The following is a 21,892-nucleotide window of genomic DNA, read 5'->3' on the forward strand; positions in this document are numbered from 1 at the left end:
GGCGCCGGAAAGCCTCTCTCTCCAGCCTTCAACCCGTCACGGCCGAACGGCCCGCACTCTTCCTCTCTGACCGGGGCCGTCCCCGGTTCCGCTGCCGGCGATGGGCGACCATCGCAGGGCTGACGGCCCGGTCGCGGGTTCACCGCGCACCGGGCCGTCGGGGATGAGGCGCTTTCGCGCCTTATGCCCACGGGTCCAACTCCAGCTTCACCATGTCGTCGTCGCCGTCGAATTCGGCGGCGGGGCAAGCGGCGTGAGTGCCGTCTCCGGCCTGGAACACGACGATCGAAACCAACAGCGTGGCGGCGAGGCTGGCGGCAAAGGCGGTAGCATCTGCATAGGACATGGGTTCCGGCTCCTGTCTTTGGGAGGCGGGGGACCATCCCCCGCGCGACAGGCGCCCGAAGTGTCTGACCGGATCTGCAATCACCCGAGGGCGTTCGGACTCTTTTCCGAATCCCCGAGGGCGGCACGTGCGCGTAAGCCGACCCTTTACGGGTTGATTGATGAAGAGACGGATCGGACCAAGGTTTGCGAATGGAAGCGGGGGTGGTTCATCGCATCTGACAGGTGTCGGATACCCATCGCAGATGCTCTGCCGCGCCAGCCTTGCCGCCATGCTGGCATCAGGATTGTGTTCCCTTTAGGCCGGGATCGGTAGCCGCTTGCCCGGTATGACGACGACAAACGTCATGGTGAAGCTGGAGATGAAACCCGTTCGGGCGATGCCATCCCATGCTGATGGTTCACGATCAGAACGACCGGGCCTTTAACCCCAAAGCCCATCGGCGATTTCGCGGGCGATCATGGCGCGCGCCTTCATCATCAGATCATCGCCTGACGTGTCGATATAGCCGTAGAACCGAGCGCGACCGCCATGGACTGTCCACTCAGCGTAGCGGCAATATTCGCGGGCACCGAGCCGGAACACCCGCATATCTTCGGCCCAATGGGGTTTCGGCTCCACAACAACGGTGATGCCGTCGTGGGTTTCTTCCCATGGTAGGGTGCGCTCCAAAGGCGGGTTGTCGCGATCCTCATGGAAGATCTGGTCGATGTCGATGATGACGGACATGAGGACCTCCAAACGAAAAAAACCGGTCGCGAGGACCGGACAAGTTGCAGAAACGGAACGGAGTAGACGGGGCGACCGAAGCCGCCCCGTTTGAGGGTTATTCAGCGGCGACCATGTGCTGCTCTTCCTCGTCGGCAGTATCGTCGTCCTCACCATCGCCCGAGAGGAAATCGGGCAGATCGTCGGCATCACCTTCGGTGGAGGCTAGATCGACCTCAGCACCCTCATCCACCATGCGCAGCGGTTCGGGCAGCCAGCTGGTATCGGCCAGCAGGCGCTCGGCTTCTTTCGCCATGTCGCCCTTCTTCAGATGCCCGATCAGTTCGGCGGCACGGTCTCCAGCGCCCTCGCGCACGGCCTCAAGGATGCGCGGTTTGGTCACGCGGCCGAGATAATTGCCGACCGTCGGCTGCCAACCCACCGCGATCATGTCGAGGCCGGTCGAACGTGCGAGCCGGTCGGCCTGCGACAAGCGGATTTCCAGTCCATGCTGGCTGACACCCATGCCGCTATAAGGGTTCGGCTTCTCATGGAGCGCATTGACGCCGAAGCTCACGCAATGGGCGAGCAGGTCCATGCGGGATCCGTCGTCCAGATCGACCAGCCAATCCCAGAGCGCGGCATCATCGCCCGGGATATGATCGCCCCAGCGTTCATGCCGGTCCTGGATTGCCTTGGCCGAGGCGCTGTCGCGCAGATCCTCGGCCTGCGCCGGGAGATGCACCTCGCGGACCTGCGCCTCCAAGCAGCCCTTGGTGGAATACGGCAGGAAGCAATCCGTCACCAGCCGGTGCAACAGCGCCGTCATGGCGACATGCGGGCTCGATGCCACGGCATCCTGCAGCGCCAAGGTGCGATGCGCGGTCAGTTCACTCACCAGCCGGTCGGGCAGCGGCTTGATGGCATCGGTCTCGTCTTCCTCTTCCGGCTCGGGGGATTGGCCGCCGAGCGTGATAACCGCGCGCTGGTGGCTGATCTCCGGTTCGGTCCGCTGGGACACTTCCCCCGTCTCGGGATCGATGATCTCCGCTTTTGGTTCCTCCGTGGCTTCATCCTCGGGGCGAATATAGCCGCGCTCGATCAGCAGGGTGCCATCGGCATCAATGCTGACGAAGACGCCCGCTTTGCCGATCTGATCCGGGTCGAAGGTCATCGGCCGGCGCTCGAAAGCCTCCAGCGCCTGCTCGATCTCGCCCAGACGGATGTCGATCTCGTCGGGTAGTTCGTCAGCTTCGGCATATTCGGCTTCGAGCCGGTCATATTCCTCGCGCAGTGCCTCCCGGGTGGCGCGCTCGTCCTCGGTCAGATCGACCGTGGTGCCGGCAAGCGGGCGAAGGCCATGATCGTGGCCGTAGGGGAATGTCATGGCGACCTCGATCCACTTCCAGCCCTCGGCGGCAATGGTTTCCGCTTCCGCCTTCAGCTTCTCGCCGACCAGCCGGTCGAGCAGCACCGGATCTTGCAGCCAACCGCCATCGTCCTGCTGGAACAGATCGCGTAGCACGCAGCCACCGGCTTCCTCATAGGCGGTGATGCCCACGAACACCGCCCGCTTGTCCGACGCCCGCACCGTGGTCTCGGTCAGCAAGCGGCGGATGGTATAGGGTTCCTTCTGCCAGCCGTCCTTGATCGCCTCCCAGACCTGTTCCTGGCGGGCATGGTCGGAGGTGACGGTAAAGGCCATGAGCTGTTCCAGCGTCATGCCATCCTCGGCGTAAGTCTCGAGCAGCGTGGGCGAAACGGATGCGAGGCGCAGGCGCTGTTTCACCACCTTCACATCGACGAAGAAGGCAGCGGCGATGGCTTCCTCGGTCATTCCCTTCTCGCGCATGGTCTGGAAAGCGCGGAACTGGTCGAGCGGATGCAGCGGGGCGCGCTCGATATTCTCGGCCAGCGACACCTCGTCGATCAGCACATCCCCGGTTGCCTCCGATACCACGCAGGGCACCGGGGCGATCTTGGCGAGGCGCTTTTGCTTGACCAGCAGTTCCAGCGCCCGGAAGCGGCGGCCGCCGGCGGGCACCTCGAACATGCCGGTCTCCACGCCATCGTCATCCAGCACCGGGCGGACATGCAGGGACTGGATCAGACCGCGACGGGCAATGGACTCGGCCAGTTCCTCGACCGAGACACCGGCCCTGACGCGCCGGACGTTGGACTGGCTCAGCACCAGCTTGTTGAAGGGAATGTCGCGCGACGACGACAGGGTGATCTTCTGAACGGGAGTGGCCATGTCAGTGACTCCATGACGGACGCCGGGGAGCCTCTCTCTCCGGCTATCAGCCCGTCACGAAAATCCCATCCCTCCTTTCCCTCTGCTGGCTGCCCACCGACCACATCATCGTCCTTCAGATATCACCGCGGGCGCGCAGGCTGACCTCCCGACCGGCACCGGTGATGATGTGGTCGTGCAGCGTCACCCCCAAAGCCGCGCAGGCCTTCTGAATCTCCTTTGTCATCGCGAGGTCGGCAGCCGAAGGCTCCGGATCTCCGGCCGGATGATTGTGGACGATGATCAGCGCGGAGGCGTTAAGTGCGAGACCCCGACGCAGCACTTCCCGGGGGTAGACCGGGGCATGATCGACCGTACCAATGGCAAGACATTCGTCCGAGATGAGCCGGTTCTTGCGGTCAAGATAGAGGACATGGAAGCGCTCGACATCACTGCGGATGGTCAGCGCACAATAGTCCAGAACCGCCTGCCATGTGGACAGAACCGGATTCTGGTTGAGATGGCGCAGCAGGATCTGGCGCGCCTCGTAGACAACGGCCCGCTCCTGCGCTGAAAACTGGCAAGGCTGCGGATTGATAGCGAGTTTCCTCATGTGTCGCATCATGGTCGTGGTTCCCGACGGGCAGCCGGCACGGCACCGGAACTTTCACCACGTCACGACGAGAGGCGCCGCCCTCTACCTCAGAGAGAGCGGCGCAAAAGCGCAAAGCCAGACAGCCGGATTTCAGGCTTTCCGGTTTTCTGTATCGGCGGGGTCCAATTGCCGCGCAGCACCACTGCGGAACCGGGCGGACAGGATTTGCTCGGCTGCGCGAATGCTGCCAGCCATGCGCGCCGCTTCTGCCCAAATCGAGATCGGGAACAGGCCGGTAAAGAGCACGTCCCGCTCGATCGCCATGCCCAAGGGGAGCCGGATCGCCTCCAGTTCACCGAAGCACCAGCTGCCGAGTTCGGGATAGCCGATATCGGCGAGACCGAACATGATGTCGCCGTCCTCATCCAGCTCGGTCGCGAGCCAGACACCCGTGCCAAGGGGATTGTAGAATTTGACGACGGGGATGTGATCCACATCGCTCTGCCGGCCATTGGCGAGGAGCTGCGCGCGCTGTGTGCGGGTCAGGAGGATCATGCGGCAGCCCTCCGCTCGATGAGATTGTCGTGCGGTTCGGCATGCTCCTCATCGGGCAAATGCGCCAACAGCCAGTCGGCCGCCTTGCTGGCCTGAGAGGCGGCGCGGACGATGGCGCGATTATCCTCGCGCAGCACTTCGAGCCAGGAACCGATATAATCGGCATGGCGCACGGTCGGCACGATTCCGAGCGAGGCGCAGCAGAAAGCCGCGTTCATCTCGGCGACATATCCTGACAGTCCAGCCCAAGCCGGCGGTCGGAAGGTAAAAAACATCGATAGCCTCCAGCACTGCCCAAAAAACCACACGGCCCCCGGCGAAGGCGGGGGTGGTCGGCAAGAGCGACTGGAGAGGCCCGTTGAAGCGGCGGGCTGCACCCGCAGGGGCGAAATGAAATGGAGCAGCCCGGCGAAGCCGGGCTTGCCGCGCGCCGTGACGGGCCTAGCAGGGAGCGCCGACCACTCCCGCATCGCAGGGAGGCCCACAATATCAGCGCCGCCGCGAAGCGGCGTCCGCTGATGAGCGGGCGTCAGCCCGCGCATCGACATGCGCGACGAGCGGCCGATCCCCCGAGGGGAGCGGCCGCTCTGGCAGTGTTGCTTGGGGATCACGGCTGCTGCGCATGCATCCAGTCGGCTGCTGCCTGCGCCTTGCTGGCCGCGGTGAAGATCGCGCGGTTGTCGTTCTTCAGAACCTGAAGCCAGGACGCGATATAGGCGGCGTGATCTGGACGCGGTTCGTGCGCGATACCAAGGTCGGCGAGCAGGAATGAGGCGGTCAGCTCGGCAGTGGCCTCTTCCATCGCAAGCGCATCTTTGGTCCACTTGGCGCTGAAATCCCGGTCGAGTCGGTGGGCTGCGCCGCTGGCATGGGCACACTCGTGAATATGGGTGCCGTAGAATCCGTGCGCCTCATGGAAGCCCGCGAAGTGCGGCATGTAGATGCGGTCTTCGGCGAGATGGTAATAGGCGCTGGTCGATCCATAGGTCGTCTCGATGCCGAGCGCCGCGATGAACGCTTCGGCGCGGGCAAGCCGTTCCTCCTCGGGCAGAACGGCCTTGGGCTCGGGGGCGTAGCCGTCGACCTGATCGGCGTTGAACAGGCTGAACGCCCGGGCGAACAGGCGCTTGCGATCGTCGCTGTCGTCATCCTGCTCGTCGCGGCCGCGGAGCTCCTTCCACAGCACGCCGAGGCTCGCTTGCTCGCCCTTGCGGACCTGGGCGCCGAACCCCTGCCACTGGCGATAGGTGCCCCAGACCCCGCTGGTATAGCCGCTGGCGTGGGCGGCAGCCCAAAGCGACACTGTGTTGATACCACGATAGGGGTTGCCGCTAACGATGTTGGTCGGCCGGGTGACGTCGGCACCGGTGTGATGCCAGGGCATGCGCCAGGTGCCGGGACCGTTCTCGATCATGGTGATGATCGCCTCGGTGACCCGAGCGTAGACATCGGCATGTGCAGGTGATGACATGTTCTGAACTCCGCTTGCCCGCCGGGAACCATCCCCGGCGGCGGAGCTCGACCAGCGCCGGGCACAGGCGCGGTTGCGCACCCGCAGGGCCGCAGCACAGCGGAGGACGGCGAAGCCGTTGCGCCAGCGCGCCGACCGGCGCAGAGCTTCCGCCGTCAGCCGGGGGTGGTTCCCGGTGGTGCGGGGTCGATGGCTTCGATCACCGTGGTCAGCCGGTGAAGCTCGGCCGTGAGCGCGGCATGTTGGAGATCCGAAAGGCGGCGTTCCTTGAGCAGGGTCCTGGCCTCTTGGGCCGAGCGTTCCCAGGCAGGACGGTGGCGGGCGGTGATGCACGCGTTGGGGCAGCGGGTCGGTTGGCAGAGCGCGGTCATCGGCTGCTGTGCATCGGCACCGGTCACGCGCTTGAGGCAGAGCGCGGTTGCCGGATCGAAGAAGCAATCAGCGAGCACGCCGACATGGAGGGTGCGCGCGAGGCTGGCGAGCATGACGCGCAGCCGGGCGCGATCGGCGATCATGGCGGGAAGCGGCCCGAGATCAGCGGCGGCGATATCGAGAGCGCCCTCAATGCGCGGCCCCGCCGGACCGGACAGGGTGAAGCTGCCACGCCGGCGATCGAAATAATCCAGCAGATCATCGAGCTGGCCGAGCTTGCGCTGCGCCTCGACCTCGGCGCGAAACCCCGAGGCGCTGGTGCCGGCATAGCCTTCGAATGCGGCGACCGACGCATGCTTGTACTGGATCATCCCGGCGACAGTACCGAATGGCCGGTTGGCGATGTGCCAGGCAATGGTCCGCCGGAACTGGCGGGTGGTAATCCGCCATGGCTTGCCGCTGGGGTCCGGTGGAACGACAGGCGCATCGGGCGTGCCGAACTGGGTGTTCAGGTGATCGCGAAAGGCGTTGAGCTGGCGCACCACCTCGCTCGATATGTGCGGCTTGCTGCAGATGTTCGGCCGCAGAACGGGCCAGAGCGTATCGCTGCCGCTGCGGCGCGCCGCCCGTGCCGACAACCGTTCGAGCACCGAAATCGCCTCGGCGACGGGCGCGATGGTAACCCAGCTTGCCGGTTCGCCCGTGCTCGACCGCCCCTTGTAGAGGGTCGAACGGATGCGGTGGCGTTCGATCATGCCGTCGTCGCTTCGCGCGACCGACAGGCATCCCCGACGCATCGCCTGCACCTCGCAATCGCGCATGCCGGTGAGATAGGCGCACACGATATAGGCGGCCGCCTGCAGCATGCGCTCTTCCTGGGCGAGGGTCTTGACGTCGAAGCGTGACCGCCATGGTCGACCGCTCTGGGGATCGATCGAGATCGGCGTGTCCATGCCGCCCACTTCAACGCCAAGGTCGGTCACGGCGGCTTCGATCAGAGCAGACGCGCCCTTCGCGAGCCTGAGATGCATTGCCGGTTCCGCCTCGGCGTCGATGCCGGCATGAAGATGGAGGAGATGGGCGTTGATCGGCGGCGTCGCTTCTCCGGTATGGGGATCAGTGCGCGTGGCGCCGTTGTGCGCGGTGGTCCAGACGGGCACGCCACGTCCTTGCCGTGCCCGGCGGCCAAGATAGCGCTCGAGGCGCGTGCGCTGCCGAAGGCGGCGCGCTGCGTCTGGCAGTCCGTGCTCGGCGGCGATCAGCCGAGCACGGCGCGCCTCGAGCCGATCGAGCGAGGCCCGGGCCGTGAGAATATCGTGTGCGAATACGGTGACATAGCGCAACGACCAGGCCAGCAGCGGTGTAGTGACCTCCTCCGGCATGCGCGGGGTGCGGTTCTCGCGCACATGCCGGTATCCGGCGACCCGTGCGGGCGCTCGCCCAGCCCAGGGCTCGAATCCGAGGCCGCCGCCGGGCAGGTAATCGCGAAAATGATAGAGATCAGTGGCCACTTGCAGGAGCTGTCCGACAATGACGGGTCGCCGTGCGGGATCGGCCCGCAGGTGGCGGGCATAAGCATCAACCAGCGCCTGATCGATACGGCCAAGGTCGAGCCGTCCAAGCCGCTCGCGCGCGAAGGCAAAGAACCGACGTGCCCGGTTGAACGCCTGCCGGATGCTCGCAGGGGTCAGCTTCGGGCGGCAACCAGGAAGATCGATGTTGAGGCGCGCGTAGAGATAGGCGCGCATCGCCGCTTGCACATCGGCATGTTCGAGCACGTCGAAATGCACGGTGACATGGCAGCGCCGGGCGTTCTCCCGAAACACGGCGGGTCCGAGATCCCAGCTTGGATCATCGACGCGTGACAGCTGCTCGCGCGCATAACCGGGCTTGAGGCGCGCGGTCACAAGCACAGGTCGATCATCGAACGCCAGTGCCGGTACGGTCGATGGGGCGGGATCGATCATGCCAGCACCTCTGGCGGGAAATAAAGCACCTGCTCGCCGATCTGCCGGCGTCCCTCGGCAATCACGGACTCCGGGAAGGCGGGCAATATCTGATCGATGATACGGGCGTGGGCATGGCCGAACTTGGCCGCCCAATCAGAAGCCGGAAGGCACCGCCGCTGCTCTTCGATGAGCGCAAGGAAAGCCAGGATCGCGGGGAGCTTGCGGGCGGTGACGACGGCGTTGGGGCAATCGAGGCAACCCCAGAAGGGCTGCGCGCACGGCGATCCGGCCTCGGCGAAGGGGCTGCGATAGAATCCGGCGCAGGCGGCGAGCCAGACATCCTGTTCGCCGTCCAGCAATGGAGCCACCGTATCCGGCGACATCAGCGGCGCGGCCTGTTCCGGCGCTTCGCGCAGCGCCTGCTCGGCTGTGGGCGCGAGAATGGTCGGCATCGCCGCTGCGACTGCCTCGTGAAAGGCATCGGCAACGGCCGCCTCGTGCAGGGGCCGGAGCGACGGCAGATCGGCATAGTGGCGCGCCGCGACCTCGCGGGTGTGACCGACGGCAAAGCGGGTCATATGCCCCTCGGTCTTGGTGTACCACAGCGCCTTGTGGGTCTTGCGCAGCCGGGAAAGCAGCAGATGCAGCGGCTTGCCATCATCGTCGACAATGCCGTGACGACAGGCCCAGGCTGCGAGTTGGTGCTTGGGGTCGACGATGCCGGCGCGAAGGCCGCCGACGTTGTGATAGACCCAAAGACAATCGTCGGGCAGGTGCTCGCGGGCGACGGCCGTGACGCCGATCAGGCGGCGGATCAGCCCTCCGGGCGTGCCGCCACCGCCGTCGCGGACGCGCATGCCCTTGTGCTCGGCGCCGTAGGCGCGGCGCTTCAGATAGCGCAGCTCCACCGTGCCGGCATGGGCATTAGCGAGGCAATCCACCGTCAGCGTCTTCACGCACTCGGGCTCGAGACCCGTATCGAGCGTGAGCAGCACCAGCAGCGCTGGCAGGTCGCGCGCGAGTATATGATGCCGGCCATGAAGGTCGTCGATGAGCCTTCCGAACGGCAGACCGCGCCGCACGCGCATGAAATAGAGCCGCCGCACCTCGGGACTGTCCGTTATGATCGCGCCCTGGCGTGCGATGATCGCTTCGATATCGGCGCGAGCGGCGGCGATCACCGGGTCGCCCTTGTCGGTCCGATCCTCGGCCCCGAGCCGACGAAACATCGCATCGACGTCGGCACGCGCCGCATCGCGGAGCGCGCGGGCGACGAACGGACTATAGGCGTCACGCGGGGTCGAGCGGCCCGCCGACATAGCCAGTGTATAGCGCAGCCGCTCGTGCAGGTCGGGTGCGATCCAATCGGGCCGGTCGGCTTCGATCGCGCGCAACGTGTTGACGATCTTGCTGACGGTCGTGTGCCGGTGGATCGGGCGCATGCCAGCACGTTCGAGCGCAGCTGCGAATCCATCGACATGGATCGCATGCAGGTCGTGCGGACCATCCACGTCCGGCGCTTCATCGGCAAGCCAGGCGAAGAAGCGGCGATAAACCTGAACATACTGCTGGATGACGCTTGCCGCGCCGATCGATCCACCGAGCCCGGCCGACCGGCGTAGCGCGCCGGCAAAGGCGATGGCGAGCGGACGAGCATCAAGCGCGGCCATATCGACCAGCACCGTTCCGCCATACTGCGCTTCGATGGTGAACCGGAGGCCGAGCACCGGGTCGGGCCGCGATCGCGCCGGGCTCATGGTCTTGAACGCGACCGGTCGGCCCTTGCGAGGATGCTCGCTCACGCGCCCCGCGGTCCGGGCAGCAGCGCCAGCAGCTCCTCGACGGCAGCGTCCACCGTATCGGCACGGGTCGCGATATGGTCGAGATAGATATAGGTGGTGGCAAGGCTTGCGTGGCCGAGAAGGCGTTGCACCTGTTGCAGCGGGTCGCCCAGGATCAGCCGATAGCTCTCCACCGGACCCACCGGCAATGCCGCTTCGCGCAGCCGCCGCTGGATCAGCAGGGCGAGCATATGGACCGCGAAGGTATGACGAAGCTGGTGCGGGCTGATCGATAGCGGGAAGCCGTTCTCCTCGCAGCGCCGACAGGCGCGGGTGAAGATTACCTCCCACGAGTTGGGGCGGACAGGCTGCCCAACCTCGGTCAGCCACAGTGCCGCAGGCTCGCGGGGCGTTCCATCGTCGTCGCACAGGATCAGACGGCATCGTTCCTCCGGTGTGCAGGCATCGAGCATGCGATCGAGTCCGGCGCGGGTGACGTGGATCGGTCGCTCGATCCGGTCCGCGCCGCCGCGGCCTACGAACTTGGTCACGGCTGCGGCTCGCTCGACGGCGACGAAGGCCGCGATCTGCCGAAGCAACCGACGCGGAACCAGGATATTGCGTCCGCGATCGCCCTTGGTGAGCGGCGGCGGCAGACGCAGCCAAAGCTGCCCCGCATGAGCATCGTCGTGGTCGATGGCCGCGAGCTCAGCAGCAAGCAGGCCCGACGCTTCTTCCAGACGAAGGCCGGTGGTGACGAGGAGATCGGCGAACAGCGCGTTGCGCAGGCCGGTGCGATCGCGCGCGCCACGGCGTTCTGCGCCGTCAGGGGTCAGACCGCGCAGACCGACCTCGCGGAAGATGCGATAATCTTCCATCGTGACGAACCGCACGTCCGATCGCCGGGCAGCGCGTTCATAGGCGTCATTACGTGCCGCGATCATGCCACGACGGCTGCCATGCGCCGGTCGCCATACCGCGCGACGGCTGAACGGCGCCTCGGCGATCAGCCCCTGTTGCTCACCCCAGTGGTAGAGGCGATCGAGGCTGGCGACAGCCCTGTTCCAGCTCGCCGCGCTGATCCGGTGGGCGGCCTCGTCGCGGCGGCGCGCGCGATGATAGGCGGTGACATCGTCGCGGGCCGCGCTCCATACCGTCTTGCCGCAGGCATCGAGAAAGCGAAGCCAGACCGCGACATCATAGGCGTAGGCACGAAGCGAATGGCGCGAACGAACGCCCGCCAACGGCAGATCGAGAAAGAAGCGATCCAGATCGGGATCATAGAGCGCATCGCCGCGCAGGATCAGCGGCACATGCGCGTCGAGGCCATCGGCCTCGCGCCGCTCGCAAACAGTGATGATCGACACCGGCGTGAAACCCTCCCCCCGGACCCCCCACCCGGAAGCTGACCTCACACCGACGCGCTTGTGGCCCGGCAGCTATCAGGCTGGCCTCCGCCAGCTCTTGGGTCAGCGCTACGGCCAGCCTGATAACTGCCTACCGTGGGCGTCCATCGCCGACCTTACTGCAATGTTGGGTGCGGCGCAGACTGTCCAGATAAGGCTACCAGTTCCTCGAAGGCGTATTTCTTGGTGCCGAAGCTGCCCGAAAAATCCCGCCCCAACCGCGAGGCATGACCCGTGGCGTGGCCCATCTCGTGCAGGGCGGTCCTGTGCCAATTGATGGGCTCGAAATAGGCAGCCGGCGGTGGCACCTGGACGTAGTCGAGCGACGGGACATAGAAAGCACGATCGCCGCCGATGCGGACGTCGATGCCGGTTGCGCCGATCAGTGCCTCGACTCTCGGCTCGATCATGCCGGGCGGCGGTGGTGGCGCTTCAACGGCAATGTCCTCGGGCAGACCCTCGCATTGCGCCGCGTTGAACACGATGAAGCGCTTCAGGAAGGGAATGCTGCCTGCTTCTTCGCCTGTTTCCCTGGCGCGGCGCCTTTCATCCTCGGGGGTGAAACGGTCGGCGTAGACCACGGTGGTGCCACGCTCGCCCTTGCGGACATTGCCGCCGAGCGACAGGGCCTGGCGGAAGGTGAGCCAATGCTGGGTCGGATAGCCGTATTGGACCACGGCGCCCCAGAGGATCAGAATATTGATCCCGGAATACTGCCGCAACGTCGCGGCATTCCTCGGCATGGCCAGCGGTGCTTTCGCCGCCGCCGTCCCCCAGGGCTGGACCCAGGGCAGCCGCCCGTCCTCCAGTTCGCCGATGATCTTGTTGGTGATGTCGTCGTAGAGATTGCTGCGGGCGCCGCCTACGCGCGCGCTGTCCTGTCTGGCCATCGGAATGTCTCCGCGACGGGCGCCGGAGGCCACTCCTCCAACCCTCAACCCGTCACGGAAAACCCGTCTGCACTCTCACTCTCGGGGCGTTGCGGGGCGCCCCCGCAGAAGGGGTCGGCCGAGACTGTGGCTCGTCCGCAGGGGAAGGCTTTCCCCTCAAGTCTTTGCCAGTCTCGGTGCGCTCACGGGCGGATGCTTTATGCCCCTCTGGTTTCAAGCCAGGCGCGAAGATGACTGATCGATCTCGTGCTGCGCTGGAGGTGCCCCTCTCTGCGTGCTGTGTCAGTTTGGCCTAAGCGATATCTGAAGCTCCGATAATTCTTGGATAAAGTCGTCGTCCATACCCGAGAAGAGGCTAATCAATTCATCTTGGCGCGGTTGGCCAAAGGCCAGCCGGTAAGTGGCCAGAGATGTGATGAGATCCTTGTAGCGTTCCTTCTCGCGGCTGAAGGGCGGAATGAGGACGACCCGCTCGATCTTGTGATTACCTGGGTAGACCCAGAACGGAATGATGTCTCCCGAGCGGCCCTTTGAAACCTCATCAGCTTGCGCTGCCTCAAACATGGAGACCCATGGTGATTGCCTGCTCTGCGCAGCGAGAGGAGTGGCCGAAAAAGCAGCGACGACATTGCGCCGAACAGCATGGTTTTTGTAACGATGGACCCGTCCTTCACGCTGCTCGATATCAACAGGATTCCGCGGGAGGTTCCAATGCACAATTCGAGAGCAGTAGGGATGAAAATCCAATCCTTCCTGTCCAATCGACGTGGAAGCGAGAACAAATGGCCGAAACGGCGACTTAAAGGCCGCCTGGACCGCGGATGTTCGGCGTACACCTTTTTCTTCCTCGGCTTTTGTTGCAAAACGCATGGCGAAACGGGCACGCACTTCGAATGTCTGATCATGCAGACGCCCCGCTTTTGTCGACCAGTGGTCCAATGTGATCTGGGCAGGGCGCAAAGCGACCACAGCAATTACGCTTGATGCAATGATCTTCGCGCGATCCTGCGGGGTTAATTTTTCGGCGCGCTCGCTTTCCAGGACGAGCTGAAGATATTCGTCCAAAACCGCCGGAAGGTCGTTTCGCGCGGCGTGCTCTATGATATCGCGCCAATAATTGAGAGGCGAGGTTTCAGCGAGCAAGGCGCGGGTTTCGGGTTGATTGTAGAGGCTGCGAAAACCGAGCGCGATCCCGATTGATGCGCTGATCAATACGGGGTCGTCTGTGGCGATCTCCGGGCAAAGTCGCGAAAGTGCACGCAGCGCACATACCGCAGGCGAGCCAAGCGCAAGGCTGGCGAGCTTTTCGATCACTGTGTCAGGGTCGACATCGCCCTGATGCTCGTCAGTTTGGAGTGCATCGCGAAGTGTGGCGATGGTCCGAGACATCGCTCCATGTTCGTCGTGCCCATCATGGTCAACGACGCCGACATTCGACCACTCCACTTCGCGATCGAGCGTCCTGTCCAGCGCAAGTGCGAGGAGCCGGTCACTTGTTTGAGCGAATTCTGCGATGGCGTCCACCGCAAGCTGTTCACGCAGAACCGTGCAGGCTTGAGCGTGCAAATTTTCGTAGCTTTCAGCGCGGCCGAACCGCCGCTCCAAAGCGAGAGGATCAACAAGCTCTGCCAACGACGGCGATGGGTAGAGCATCGGCATAAGCTCATCGACGCCAATCGGCCTGCTGGTCCGGCTGACAAGATCCGGCGACATACCCATTCGGCGACTCGCCTCATGCGAAAGCAAAGCCGCGATCGCATCCGGCACCATCGACCAATCTGAGAAGACCAATGCCTTTGTGGCCGACCTTGGCGTGCCGAATGAGGGACGCGATGGCGGGATCCAGAGCGATCGATCAAGGGCGTCATTGAACGCCAGATCCGCAAGGGCACGCATCCTCCCATTGCGAAATGGAATCGCCGCGTATTCCTCGACCTGTTTTTTGCTGATGAAGTGCGTTGAGGCCTCTCGAATGGCCTTGCACAGTTCTGCGGCCGGCTTGGGTTTCAATGCCTGAAGCCGGTCGCGCAGCTTGTACCCCCTCATGAAGTTCAACAGGTAAGGAGCCGATTTCCAGTACTCGACGATGCTGGGAGCACCTACGAGTTCTGCAACTTTCGCTACTGCCTTCGCCTCTCGCAGATCATCGGTGGCGATCGCTACCTCGGGCATGACTTCTTGGACGAGCGAATTGCGATCTTCGGTAGAATCAACGCGTTCAGTGCGGGCAATGACCTGGCTCAGGATACCATGTAGTCTGTCTCGTTGCGCTATTGCTGCCGCTCGGGCATCTGGCATCGACTGGAGCGATCGCCTGAACTTGATGAGCTCGCTCTTCAATTCCTCTACGCGAGCCGGGCCTTCAGCATCGCCGAACAGAAAGCGCATTGTCCGTAAAAAGTCGTCGTAATGCTCGCCCTCTTCCGGCGCATCGCTGCTCAGCGTTAGCATGCGATAAGGCGTGGCGGACAGAAGCAGGAGCCTCGCCTTCGATCCATCCTCCCCATTGTATGAGAACAAGGCCCGCGCCAATTCTGCGGCAGCTGCCTTTTCAGGCGCTACCTCGACATCATGATCGTGCAGGAGTTCAGCGAAGCGCTGGAATTCGTCGAGAATGATGAGGTCCGGCGTCAATGCGTCCACACAGATCTTCGCAAGCATTCGGCGCAACTCACCGATCATCGCTGCGGGGCGCTGGTCGTCGGGGTAATGGGGATGCTTGTGCCTTCTGGCGAGATCTGCCGCCTCACGAATCCTTTCGATAAATGTATCATCGACCACCCGGTTAAACTTATCAGCGATATCTCGCGAAATCCGTTCGCTTCGGATCCATGCCGTCCAGCCCGGCCAGTTCTCATCGGAAACGCCGCCACGGAACACTCGTTGGATGCCGCGATGGCGAAGACCGATACGCTCACGGAGCATTTCAAAGATCAGCGCACGTTCCGGTGCAGTCCCAAGGGACGACTTAAGATCTAGCGCCGTTCCAGGGGTGAGGCTGATCAGATTGATGGGTCGCGAAGCAATCCCGCCTTCCTTCTCGATCTCAAGCGGCAACAGCGTAAGGCGGGTATTGAGCGGCTTGGTTGCAGAACCCACCACATTGAGCGACTTGATGTTCTGTTCAGCAATCGCCTGATTGGAGCAGATGTAAACGATGTCGATGCGGTCGACCTTGCCCAGCAGGTGTTCGATGGTCTTCGCAATCACGCCGCGGGCAACCATGGTTTTCCCGAGCCCGACCTCGTCAGCGACTAAGAACTGATCCGTCGGTGATTGATCCGTGAACAGCCTTCGAAAGACGTAGTCGACAGTCACTTGCTGAAACGGTTTCAGCAACGCAAGGTGCTCGACAGCGCTGTAAGTCACCGGCGCCCCCTCTTGCTCTTTACAAGCGGCTCGAAGCTCTGCCATAGCGCTAGAAATTCCTTGGGAACAATGGTTTCGCCACCGGCCGGGTCTTCAAGCCGTTCGATTAGCCGGCCGATCTCTTCTAGCTCACCGCTTTCTAGACTGAGCGCCCGCACCATCGGCTCGAGAAGCGAGGTGTTTCCCTCGCCCAAGCGACGAAGCCACTGACCTTCGCCGCCCGTGTCGCTTTCCAGAAAGCTTCCTTCACCAAGCGTGCCGAGCAGCAGACTGAGATAACGGAAGAAGTTGTCCACGTTCGCGATGTGGGCACGAAGAACAGCTGCGTCCCGGCCTTCTGGAACGCCGACCAAGCGCGCACCAAGTGTGAACGTCAGTTCCACCTTCGTCGCTTCATCGAGCAGCCGAATTCCGAGCCAGCGCGTAACGTCGCCAAGAGGAACAGCACCCAATGCAAGCTCTGTATCGGAGCCACACAGCAACCTGCCTACATCATATCCGCGTTCATTAGGGACTGTGATCGCCCGCACGAAGCACCTGACGCCATCCGGCAGCAGAACGTGCTTTTCTTTGGTGGCAATCTGCAGTTCAAGGTGGATCAGGTCGTCCTCTTCGGAACAGTGGAGATCAAGTGGCAGCGCCGAGATGTCTGACCGCATCTTCTCCAGCGCCTTTTCCGCCGCCATGGCCGCGTCCTGCGTCGGTGGTTCGCTCGGCGTGTAGGTGGCGAGCAGCCGCTGGAACGCCTCGGAGAACAGGACGTTGTCGATCGTACCCATGCGCGTCTTCGGACCGTCCAATGTTGCCATCACCTCGACATTTTGCGTCTTCCCGCGCTTGGTGGGAATCATCGCAGCCGTGGTAGCATTTGCCGAACCGAGGTGGATCTGGAGGCGCGATCCTCGCTCGACGAGGTAGGCTTTCGCATGAAGTCCCTCGAGATCGGCCGAACTTGGCCCATCCACTCCTTCAGCCTCATACTCCGTTGCACGCTCATCGAGAGTCGAGATCGTGAAAAGCTCGCGTGTCTCGGGATCTATCCAGTCGAGTTCCTCTGCTCTCGAGATGAGCCGGAGATTATCTCGCGAGCCGTATCCGTCGGACAGCCTTTTCAGCGCGGGAGCAGAGATAAAAGGTGAAAGAACCGCCAGCTTCTCGCCTCGGGGAAGCGCCCAGCCGTCACCATCAAGACCATTGACGGCGAAGCTGACCTTTGTTGCGCCAGCAGGCAGGCCCTCCCACCAGGTTCGTTCCAAATCCGAGATCAGCGAAGGCAGGAACTTGGGCGGCGCAGGCCGGGTGGCTGGATTGGCTAGCCTGGGCAGGGCCCGCAGCAACTTCGTCAGCGCGCGGTTATTCTCATTCTCCTCATCGTGTACTGCACCATCGAGAGCCAAAGCGAGATCCCAGCAACGATCATTTGTGAGGTTCCTCGACAGGATTGCCACTCTCATTCGAACGGGATCGGTTTTCTTTTCGGGCTCGAAACGAATACACCACAGCTTCGGATGGAAGGCGCCTCCACCCGGCGCCGCGACTTCCACAATCGTCTTCTCGTAAAGTGCCATCAGCCTCGCAGCATTCGGGTGAGCCTCCTTGATGCGGCCCCGATCGCAATAGACGGCAATGCGGTCGGCCATCCGCTCGACACTCTGCAGCAACGCGAGAGGGCTTCGCAGCATTTCGTCTCTGTTCTCAGCATCGCGGAACACGATGCTGATCGGAATGGCAAGCGCCGTCTCAAAATCGAGTGAGTACGTCGTAGCGACGGCATGCCCGAACCTGTACCCATCCGGGGCACGAACAAGTGCAGTATAAAGCTCACGGTTCTCAGGGTCGAAAGACGAATCAGCCGACATCGACAAGCTCCCCGAGATAACGCCGCGCAATTCCCCAGCGGAAATCCAGCCGTGCGAGACCTGAAGCGCCTGACCAGCGTTCGAGGGGTGCATCGTGGAGCAGCCGGGCCTTCATCCGCTTCAGCGACTGTTCGCGCTTTCTGAGCAGATCGATGGCTTCGTGGTCTGTCTCCAACGACTTAGAGCTTTGCAGCGCAATGGCGAGCCAGCCTCTAACGAACTCCCGAGAGGACTGGGTAAGGTTGTGAGTGGTCAATCCAACGATCTGGAAAAGGTCGTCCAAGTCCCAGCTTTGCAGCGCGAGGTGCTGAAGATCTCCGCGCCAATCCTCAAGTAATTGGCGGTAATCTTCGATCAATGCGGATGCTTCGCCATGGGTTTTGGCATTCGGGCGCTCCGCCGCTCGCAATGCAAGCAGCAGATTGTAGAGGAGGCTTGCACCGTGCATCACGCCCGAGAAGCGTTCCGCATGGCGGAGAATGGATCGATTGCGGTCTGACACCGTGTCCTCGCGGACCTGCCATGCCCAATCCTCGCTGAAGTTCTTCTGCTTAGAGGCAAGTTCGTTCAGCAAACTTGCCTTGGCACTGCCAGCAATACGATCGCGCAGGAAACCAACTTCTTCAGGCAACAGTGTAAAGCTCGTTTGCTCGAACAGGTTCTCGGGCGCATTGGGAAGGCCCGTGCCCCATAATCTGAGATCATGATCCTTCAAACTCTCCCGCCCATAGGACAAGAATGTTGCCTGATTGCCCGCTAGCGTGCGGATGCCAAGCGTATGCATGCCAGCCCAATAAACGCTCGACGCGAGTCTCTTCAGGCTCCTTCCGGCAAGGCGGCCAATCACATCTTCGCGCTCTCCGCCGCGCAAAAGCGCTTCACTCAGTTCGAACTCAAGATCCCGGGCGATAATCGTTCGCTCTGCTTGACTGGCCTTGCGCTGCTGTGCTTCCCGATAGATCCAGGGAACGAACAGCATGTAGCGTAGCCGTGTCTGAATAGTGCTGGTGCCCGGGAAAAGGAGATCAGCCAGCCCGTCCCTGATCGTACCCAGGCCAAGCTCGTCACGTGCCTCTGGCTGCTTGAACAGATCGATGAGGGTCTGAGCTCTCCGCCGTTCTTCAGGGTCAAAATCAATCCAGGCAAGGTAGGACATCGGGCTACTCGTTGGGTGAAAGTGGTTCGGCGGCGTCCGGCGACCCGCTGCCGGCCTGTGGCCCGGCCAGTTCTAGCCGCCCGTGGTCGACCCAGAACACCGCCACCCCTTTCAGCGGGTGGTGCGGGAACAGCTTTGCCACCAGTGCCACATAGCTTGACAGCTGTGGCCAGTAGGAACCGAAACCCTCGCCCCCGCCGCCGGATTTATGGTCGATAAGTATGCATCCCCCTGATCCAACGGCCAGAAGATCGATGGTGCCGGGGATTTCGGCCCCCTCTGGCGAGAACCCAAGGACCGGGATTTCGGCGCGCAGGTCGGTATAGCCCTCGGCCGCCAGCCAGTTTCTCAACGTCTCGGCGCGCTCGGAAACCAGCGTGATCGTGGTTTCCTCGAGCCCGGTGGCAGCGGCCAGTGCCGGGATGAGTTCAGGCCGGGTCAGGCAGGTACGCAAGGCCAGATGGAGGGCCGTGCCGCGTGTGGCGTCGTTAAGCGTCTTGGGCCATGGCGCACCAAGGTCGATACTGCAGGTTTCCGGCGCAGCACCCGCACTGCGGGTTTGCGACGGTTGCAGTCGCCAGGGCGTCAGGGGCGCTGCGGGCAAAGCCGTCGCCGGACCGAAGCGGGAAGCCACAGTGGTCGCCCCATTCGCATATTCGGTAAAGCCCGCCTGGTCGGGCAGTTGCGTGATGACCGCAGGGCAGTCCACGCCACCGATCCGCAGGCAGCCGGCCGCGATCTGCGGGGCGCAACTGTCCTCAAGAATGTGGAACAGGTTTTTTGCCTCGAGCGCGTCTTCCTCGCGATCCTTGAGAAAGCCTGGCCATTCCAGCACCAGCCGGTCACGGGCACGGGTCAGCGCGACATAAATGAGATTTTTCGCATTGGCCTCAAAATCCGGGCGGCGGTCTTCGATGAAGCGACGCTCGGCCTCGGGGGCCGCAAACCCAGGCGTGTGGATCAGCGCGGCAGAGCCAAGCACAACGGCCATATCGTCGATCCGGTCGAGCGCATCGAAACGCGTTGCGGTAGAGCCGGCCCATTCCTCGATGCCATTGTCGAACTCGGCCACTACGGTGATCGGCCATTCGCGCCCCTTTGAGGCATGCCAGGTCACGATCTCGACCGCCTCGGCACTGTTGGCTGCCGGATCAGGACGGCGGTCGAAGTCACGCTCATCCGCGCGGGCATCGAGCCAACCGAGGAACACTTTCGCGGTCTCGCCATGGAAGCCCGAGGCAGCCTTGAGGTCGCGATGCGCGGCCTCGAACTCACCGGCCTCGGCCTCGAGGCGCAAAAGATCAGCGCGGGACTGGGCCGCATCGGGCTGGCTATCGGCCCAAAGCCGCAGGTCGGCGGCATCAAGCACCAGATCGAGGCCCGCAGCAACCGGCAGACTTGCCAGCCGGGCCGACAGGGCTACAAGCCGCATCAGCACCGGATCATCCGCCAACCGCCCTTCGATCTGTGAGGAAAGCGCCGCTTGCAGGGGCAGCGGATCGGGGCCAAGCGTGCGCAACAAGAGCCCCGAATGAATGTCGGCGGGGTTCGCGGCAAAGGCCAGCGCGGCGCGGGCTGCGGTAACGACGGGGCTTTGTGCCCAGCCATCTTCACTGATGCGCACGGGAACGCCGCGAGCGCGCAGCTCCTCGGCATAGCGGGCGGCGGTAGTGTGGCGGCATACGAGGAGCGCGATATCCGAGGGCCGTACCGGGCGCGTCGCCTGCGTGTAACGATCGGTGATGGTATCGCCGTCGGTCAGGATGCGGGCGACACGCTCGGCGATATGCTCCTGCGGCTTCGATGCTGTACGTACGCCGCGCGATTTGGCCGCATTCAGCACTTCAATGGCAGGACCAGCGACCGGATCGCGGGTTGGCACCAGGGGATTGTAGCCCGCACCAAAGAGGCTCGCACCCATCGCATTGACGAAGTCCATCACCGCAGGCGTCGATCGCCAGTTGCGGTCCAACGGCTGCGTTGCATCGGGGTTCGCCGCCGCCAAGGCCTGCGAAAGCCGCGCATCGGCACCCTGAAAGCCCATGATTGACTGTTTCACATCGCCCACCAGCAGCGTGCGAGGCGCATGCGCCCCGAGTTGCCACAAAAGCGCGAATTGCACGGGGTTGGTGTCCTGGAATTCATCGATGATGACACAATCGATTTCATCCAGCACGGCCCGCCGCACAGCCGGATCTGTCCGTAAGAGCCGCTCGGCCCCCACGATCATGTCGGCGAAATCGATCAGGCCAAAGGCCTTCTTGCGGGCATCATAGGCCTCCATCACCTCTTGCGCACAGGCGATCAGACACGACAGATGCAGCTTCGCATCCGCAAGCGGACCGGGATGGGCGTGCAGGACATCAGCTGCCTCGATGATGGCGGTCGCCAGATCGTCATAGCCGTCGGGTGTTTTCGTGCGGCTGTTCGAGGTGAACAATCCGCGCAGGCCTTGCCAGAGGCCCCAGTCCCGGCCGAGCAGCCCTGGATCACGGGACACGCGGCGGAAAAGAACAAGGTTCTTCTCAAGCGTCTCACGCGGGCCTTTGGCGGTAACGGTGGCCATGCCGCCTTCGGGAAAGGCCGCGACCATCGCCAGAACTGCGGCAGTCAGCGCAGCACCGGCGGAAGTAGGATCCGTCAGCACTTCGCCGTAAACCTCATCAAGCCGCGAGAGCGCTTGCGCGATCAGACCGGGATCTCGCCCCTTGTCACCAAGGCCGCGCAGAAGGTCGATCATCGAAAGCACCCTACCGCGCAAGTTGTCCTCGACTGTCGCGCCTTTTTGCCAGTTCGCCTCATAGCCGAAACGCTCGGGCTCGGCCTTGATCGGGTCGAGCGATTTGGCATGGGCCAGGGCCTGACGGATCAAAAGGTCACGCTCGGCATCGCCCAGATGGCGCGGCTGCGGTGAGGCACCCGCCGCCAGCGCGTGCTCAGTCAGAAGCCTGAGGCCAAGCCCGTGGATCGTGGAGACATAGGCACGTTCAACCGCCATTGCCTCGGAAACCAATCCATCAGCCAAAAGCCCGGCGCGGATCCGTTCGCGCAACTCGCCCGCTGCGGCCTCAGTGAAGGTGACAGCAAGGATGCGTTCAGGCCGCACCACGCCGCGCTTCACCCAGTCGGAAAGCTGGGTCTTGATGCGATGGGTTTTGCCCGCGCCCGCGCCGGCGGGGACGATGACCAGTCCCTGATCCAT

Annotated in this window: 14 protein-coding genes and 1 pseudogene; all 15 read right to left on the reverse strand. The window is 63.2% G+C overall.

Translation table 11 applies throughout. The annotated features are described in order from the left end of the window. Positions 1-181: 181 nt before the first annotated feature. The 15 genes and pseudogenes from WFR25_RS15675 to WFR25_RS15745 all read right to left on the reverse strand — a co-directional run bounded on the left by WFR25_RS15675 (position 182) and on the right by WFR25_RS15745 (position 21,892). Complete coding sequence (locus WFR25_RS15675; RefSeq protein WP_184147464.1) at positions 182-346, reverse strand: hypothetical protein; 165 nt, start codon at positions 344-346, stop codon at positions 182-184. Between the two features lie 423 nt (positions 347-769). Then, a complete protein-coding gene (locus tag WFR25_RS15680) occupies positions 770-1,075 on the reverse strand; it encodes a hypothetical protein (RefSeq protein WP_336972203.1) in 306 nt (101 codons plus the stop codon). A gap of 97 nt (positions 1,076-1,172) precedes the next feature. After that, complete coding sequence (locus WFR25_RS15685) at positions 1,173-3,308, reverse strand: ParB/RepB/Spo0J family partition protein (RefSeq protein ID WP_336972206.1); 2,136 nt, start codon at positions 3,306-3,308, stop codon at positions 1,173-1,175. A 115-nt stretch (positions 3,309-3,423) separates the two neighbouring features. Next, complete coding sequence (radC, locus tag WFR25_RS15690) at positions 3,424-3,900, reverse strand: RadC family protein (RefSeq protein ID WP_336972207.1); 477 nt, start codon at positions 3,898-3,900, stop codon at positions 3,424-3,426. A gap of 132 nt (positions 3,901-4,032) precedes the next feature. Next, positions 4,033-4,437, reverse strand: a complete 405-nt coding sequence (locus WFR25_RS15695) for a DUF2958 domain-containing protein (RefSeq protein ID WP_336972208.1) — start codon at positions 4,435-4,437, stop codon at positions 4,033-4,035. Next, positions 4,434-4,664: pseudogene (locus tag WFR25_RS15700) on the reverse strand (zincin-like metallopeptidase domain-containing protein); the annotation flags it as partial. The pseudogene WFR25_RS15700 and the gene WFR25_RS15695, both read right to left, overlap by 4 nt. A gap of 380 nt (positions 4,665-5,044) precedes the next feature. After that, entirely contained in the window at positions 5,045-5,908 is an 864-nt protein-coding gene (locus WFR25_RS15705; protein ID WP_336972210.1) for an ArdC family protein, read from the reverse strand. A 155-nt stretch (positions 5,909-6,063) separates the two neighbouring features. Then, the gene (locus WFR25_RS15710; RefSeq protein WP_336972211.1) at positions 6,064-8,247 is read right to left on the reverse strand and encodes an integrase; all 2,184 of its coding nucleotides are present in this window, start codon (positions 8,245-8,247) and stop codon (positions 6,064-6,066) included. Continuing rightward, positions 8,244-10,031, reverse strand: a complete 1,788-nt coding sequence (locus WFR25_RS15715; protein WP_336972213.1) for a hypothetical protein — start codon at positions 10,029-10,031, stop codon at positions 8,244-8,246. Before WFR25_RS15715 ends, WFR25_RS15710 begins: the two co-directional genes overlap by 4 nt. Further along, positions 10,028-11,377, reverse strand: a complete 1,350-nt coding sequence (locus tag WFR25_RS15720; RefSeq protein WP_336972215.1) for a tyrosine-type recombinase/integrase — start codon at positions 11,375-11,377, stop codon at positions 10,028-10,030. Before WFR25_RS15720 ends, WFR25_RS15715 begins: the two co-directional genes overlap by 4 nt. Positions 11,378-11,532: 155 nt before the next feature. Beyond that, entirely contained in the window at positions 11,533-12,306 is a 774-nt protein-coding gene (locus WFR25_RS15725) for an ArdC family protein (protein WP_473829109.1), read from the reverse strand. A gap of 282 nt (positions 12,307-12,588) precedes the next feature. Beyond that, complete coding sequence (locus WFR25_RS15730) at positions 12,589-15,720, reverse strand: DEAD/DEAH box helicase (protein ID WP_336972218.1); 3,132 nt, start codon at positions 15,718-15,720, stop codon at positions 12,589-12,591. Continuing rightward, entirely contained in the window at positions 15,672-17,534 is a 1,863-nt protein-coding gene (locus WFR25_RS15735; RefSeq protein WP_336972220.1) for a phospholipase D family protein, read from the reverse strand. The genes WFR25_RS15730 and WFR25_RS15735 overlap by 49 nt, the downstream gene beginning before the upstream one ends. Beyond that, complete coding sequence (locus WFR25_RS15740; RefSeq protein WP_069708739.1) at positions 17,524-18,690, reverse strand: DUF6361 family protein; 1,167 nt, start codon at positions 18,688-18,690, stop codon at positions 17,524-17,526. Before WFR25_RS15740 ends, WFR25_RS15735 begins: the two co-directional genes overlap by 11 nt. A 4-nt stretch (positions 18,691-18,694) precedes the next feature. Beyond that, the gene (locus WFR25_RS15745) at positions 18,695-21,892 is read right to left on the reverse strand and encodes a UvrD-helicase domain-containing protein (protein WP_336972223.1); all 3,198 of its coding nucleotides are present in this window, start codon (positions 21,890-21,892) and stop codon (positions 18,695-18,697) included.

This window comes from Sphingobium aromaticiconvertens (genome assembly GCF_037154075.1).
In the GTDB taxonomy this organism is placed as follows: Bacteria; Pseudomonadota; Alphaproteobacteria; order Sphingomonadales; family Sphingomonadaceae; genus Sphingobium; species Sphingobium aromaticiconvertens.

Bases quoted from the DNA above. Each gene is read 5' to 3' on its own strand.
- WFR25_RS15705 (WP_336972210.1), bottom strand. From the start codon at position 5,908: ATGTCATCACCTGCACATGCCGATGTCTACGCTCGGGTCACCGAGGCG.
- WFR25_RS15680 (WP_336972203.1), bottom strand. From the start codon at position 1,075: ATGTCCGTCATCATCGACATCGACCAGATCTTCCATGAGGATCGCGAC.
- WFR25_RS15725 (WP_473829109.1), bottom strand. From the start codon at position 12,306: ATGGCCAGACAGGACAGCGCGCGCGTAGGCGGCGCCCGCAGCAATCTC.
- WFR25_RS15675 (WP_184147464.1), bottom strand. From the start codon at position 346: ATGTCCTATGCAGATGCTACCGCCTTTGCCGCCAGCCTCGCCGCCACG.
- WFR25_RS15730 (WP_336972218.1), bottom strand. From the start codon at position 15,720: ATGGCAGAGCTTCGAGCCGCTTGTAAAGAGCAAGAGGGGGCGCCGGTG.
- WFR25_RS15735 (WP_336972220.1), bottom strand. From the start codon at position 17,534: ATGTCGGCTGATTCGTCTTTCGACCCTGAGAACCGTGAGCTTTATACT.
- WFR25_RS15685 (WP_336972206.1), bottom strand. From the start codon at position 3,308: ATGGCCACTCCCGTTCAGAAGATCACCCTGTCGTCGTCGCGCGACATT.
- WFR25_RS15740 (WP_069708739.1), bottom strand. From the start codon at position 18,690: ATGTCCTACCTTGCCTGGATTGATTTTGACCCTGAAGAACGGCGGAGA.
- WFR25_RS15695 (WP_336972208.1), bottom strand. From the start codon at position 4,437: ATGATCCTCCTGACCCGCACACAGCGCGCGCAGCTCCTCGCCAATGGC.
- radC (WP_336972207.1), bottom strand. From the start codon at position 3,900: ATGAGGAAACTCGCTATCAATCCGCAGCCTTGCCAGTTTTCAGCGCAG.
- WFR25_RS15710 (WP_336972211.1), bottom strand. From the start codon at position 8,247: ATGATCGATCCCGCCCCATCGACCGTACCGGCACTGGCGTTCGATGAT.
- WFR25_RS15745 (WP_336972223.1), bottom strand. From the start codon at position 21,892: ATGGATCAGGGACTGGTCATCGTCCCCGCCGGCGCGGGCGCGGGCAAA.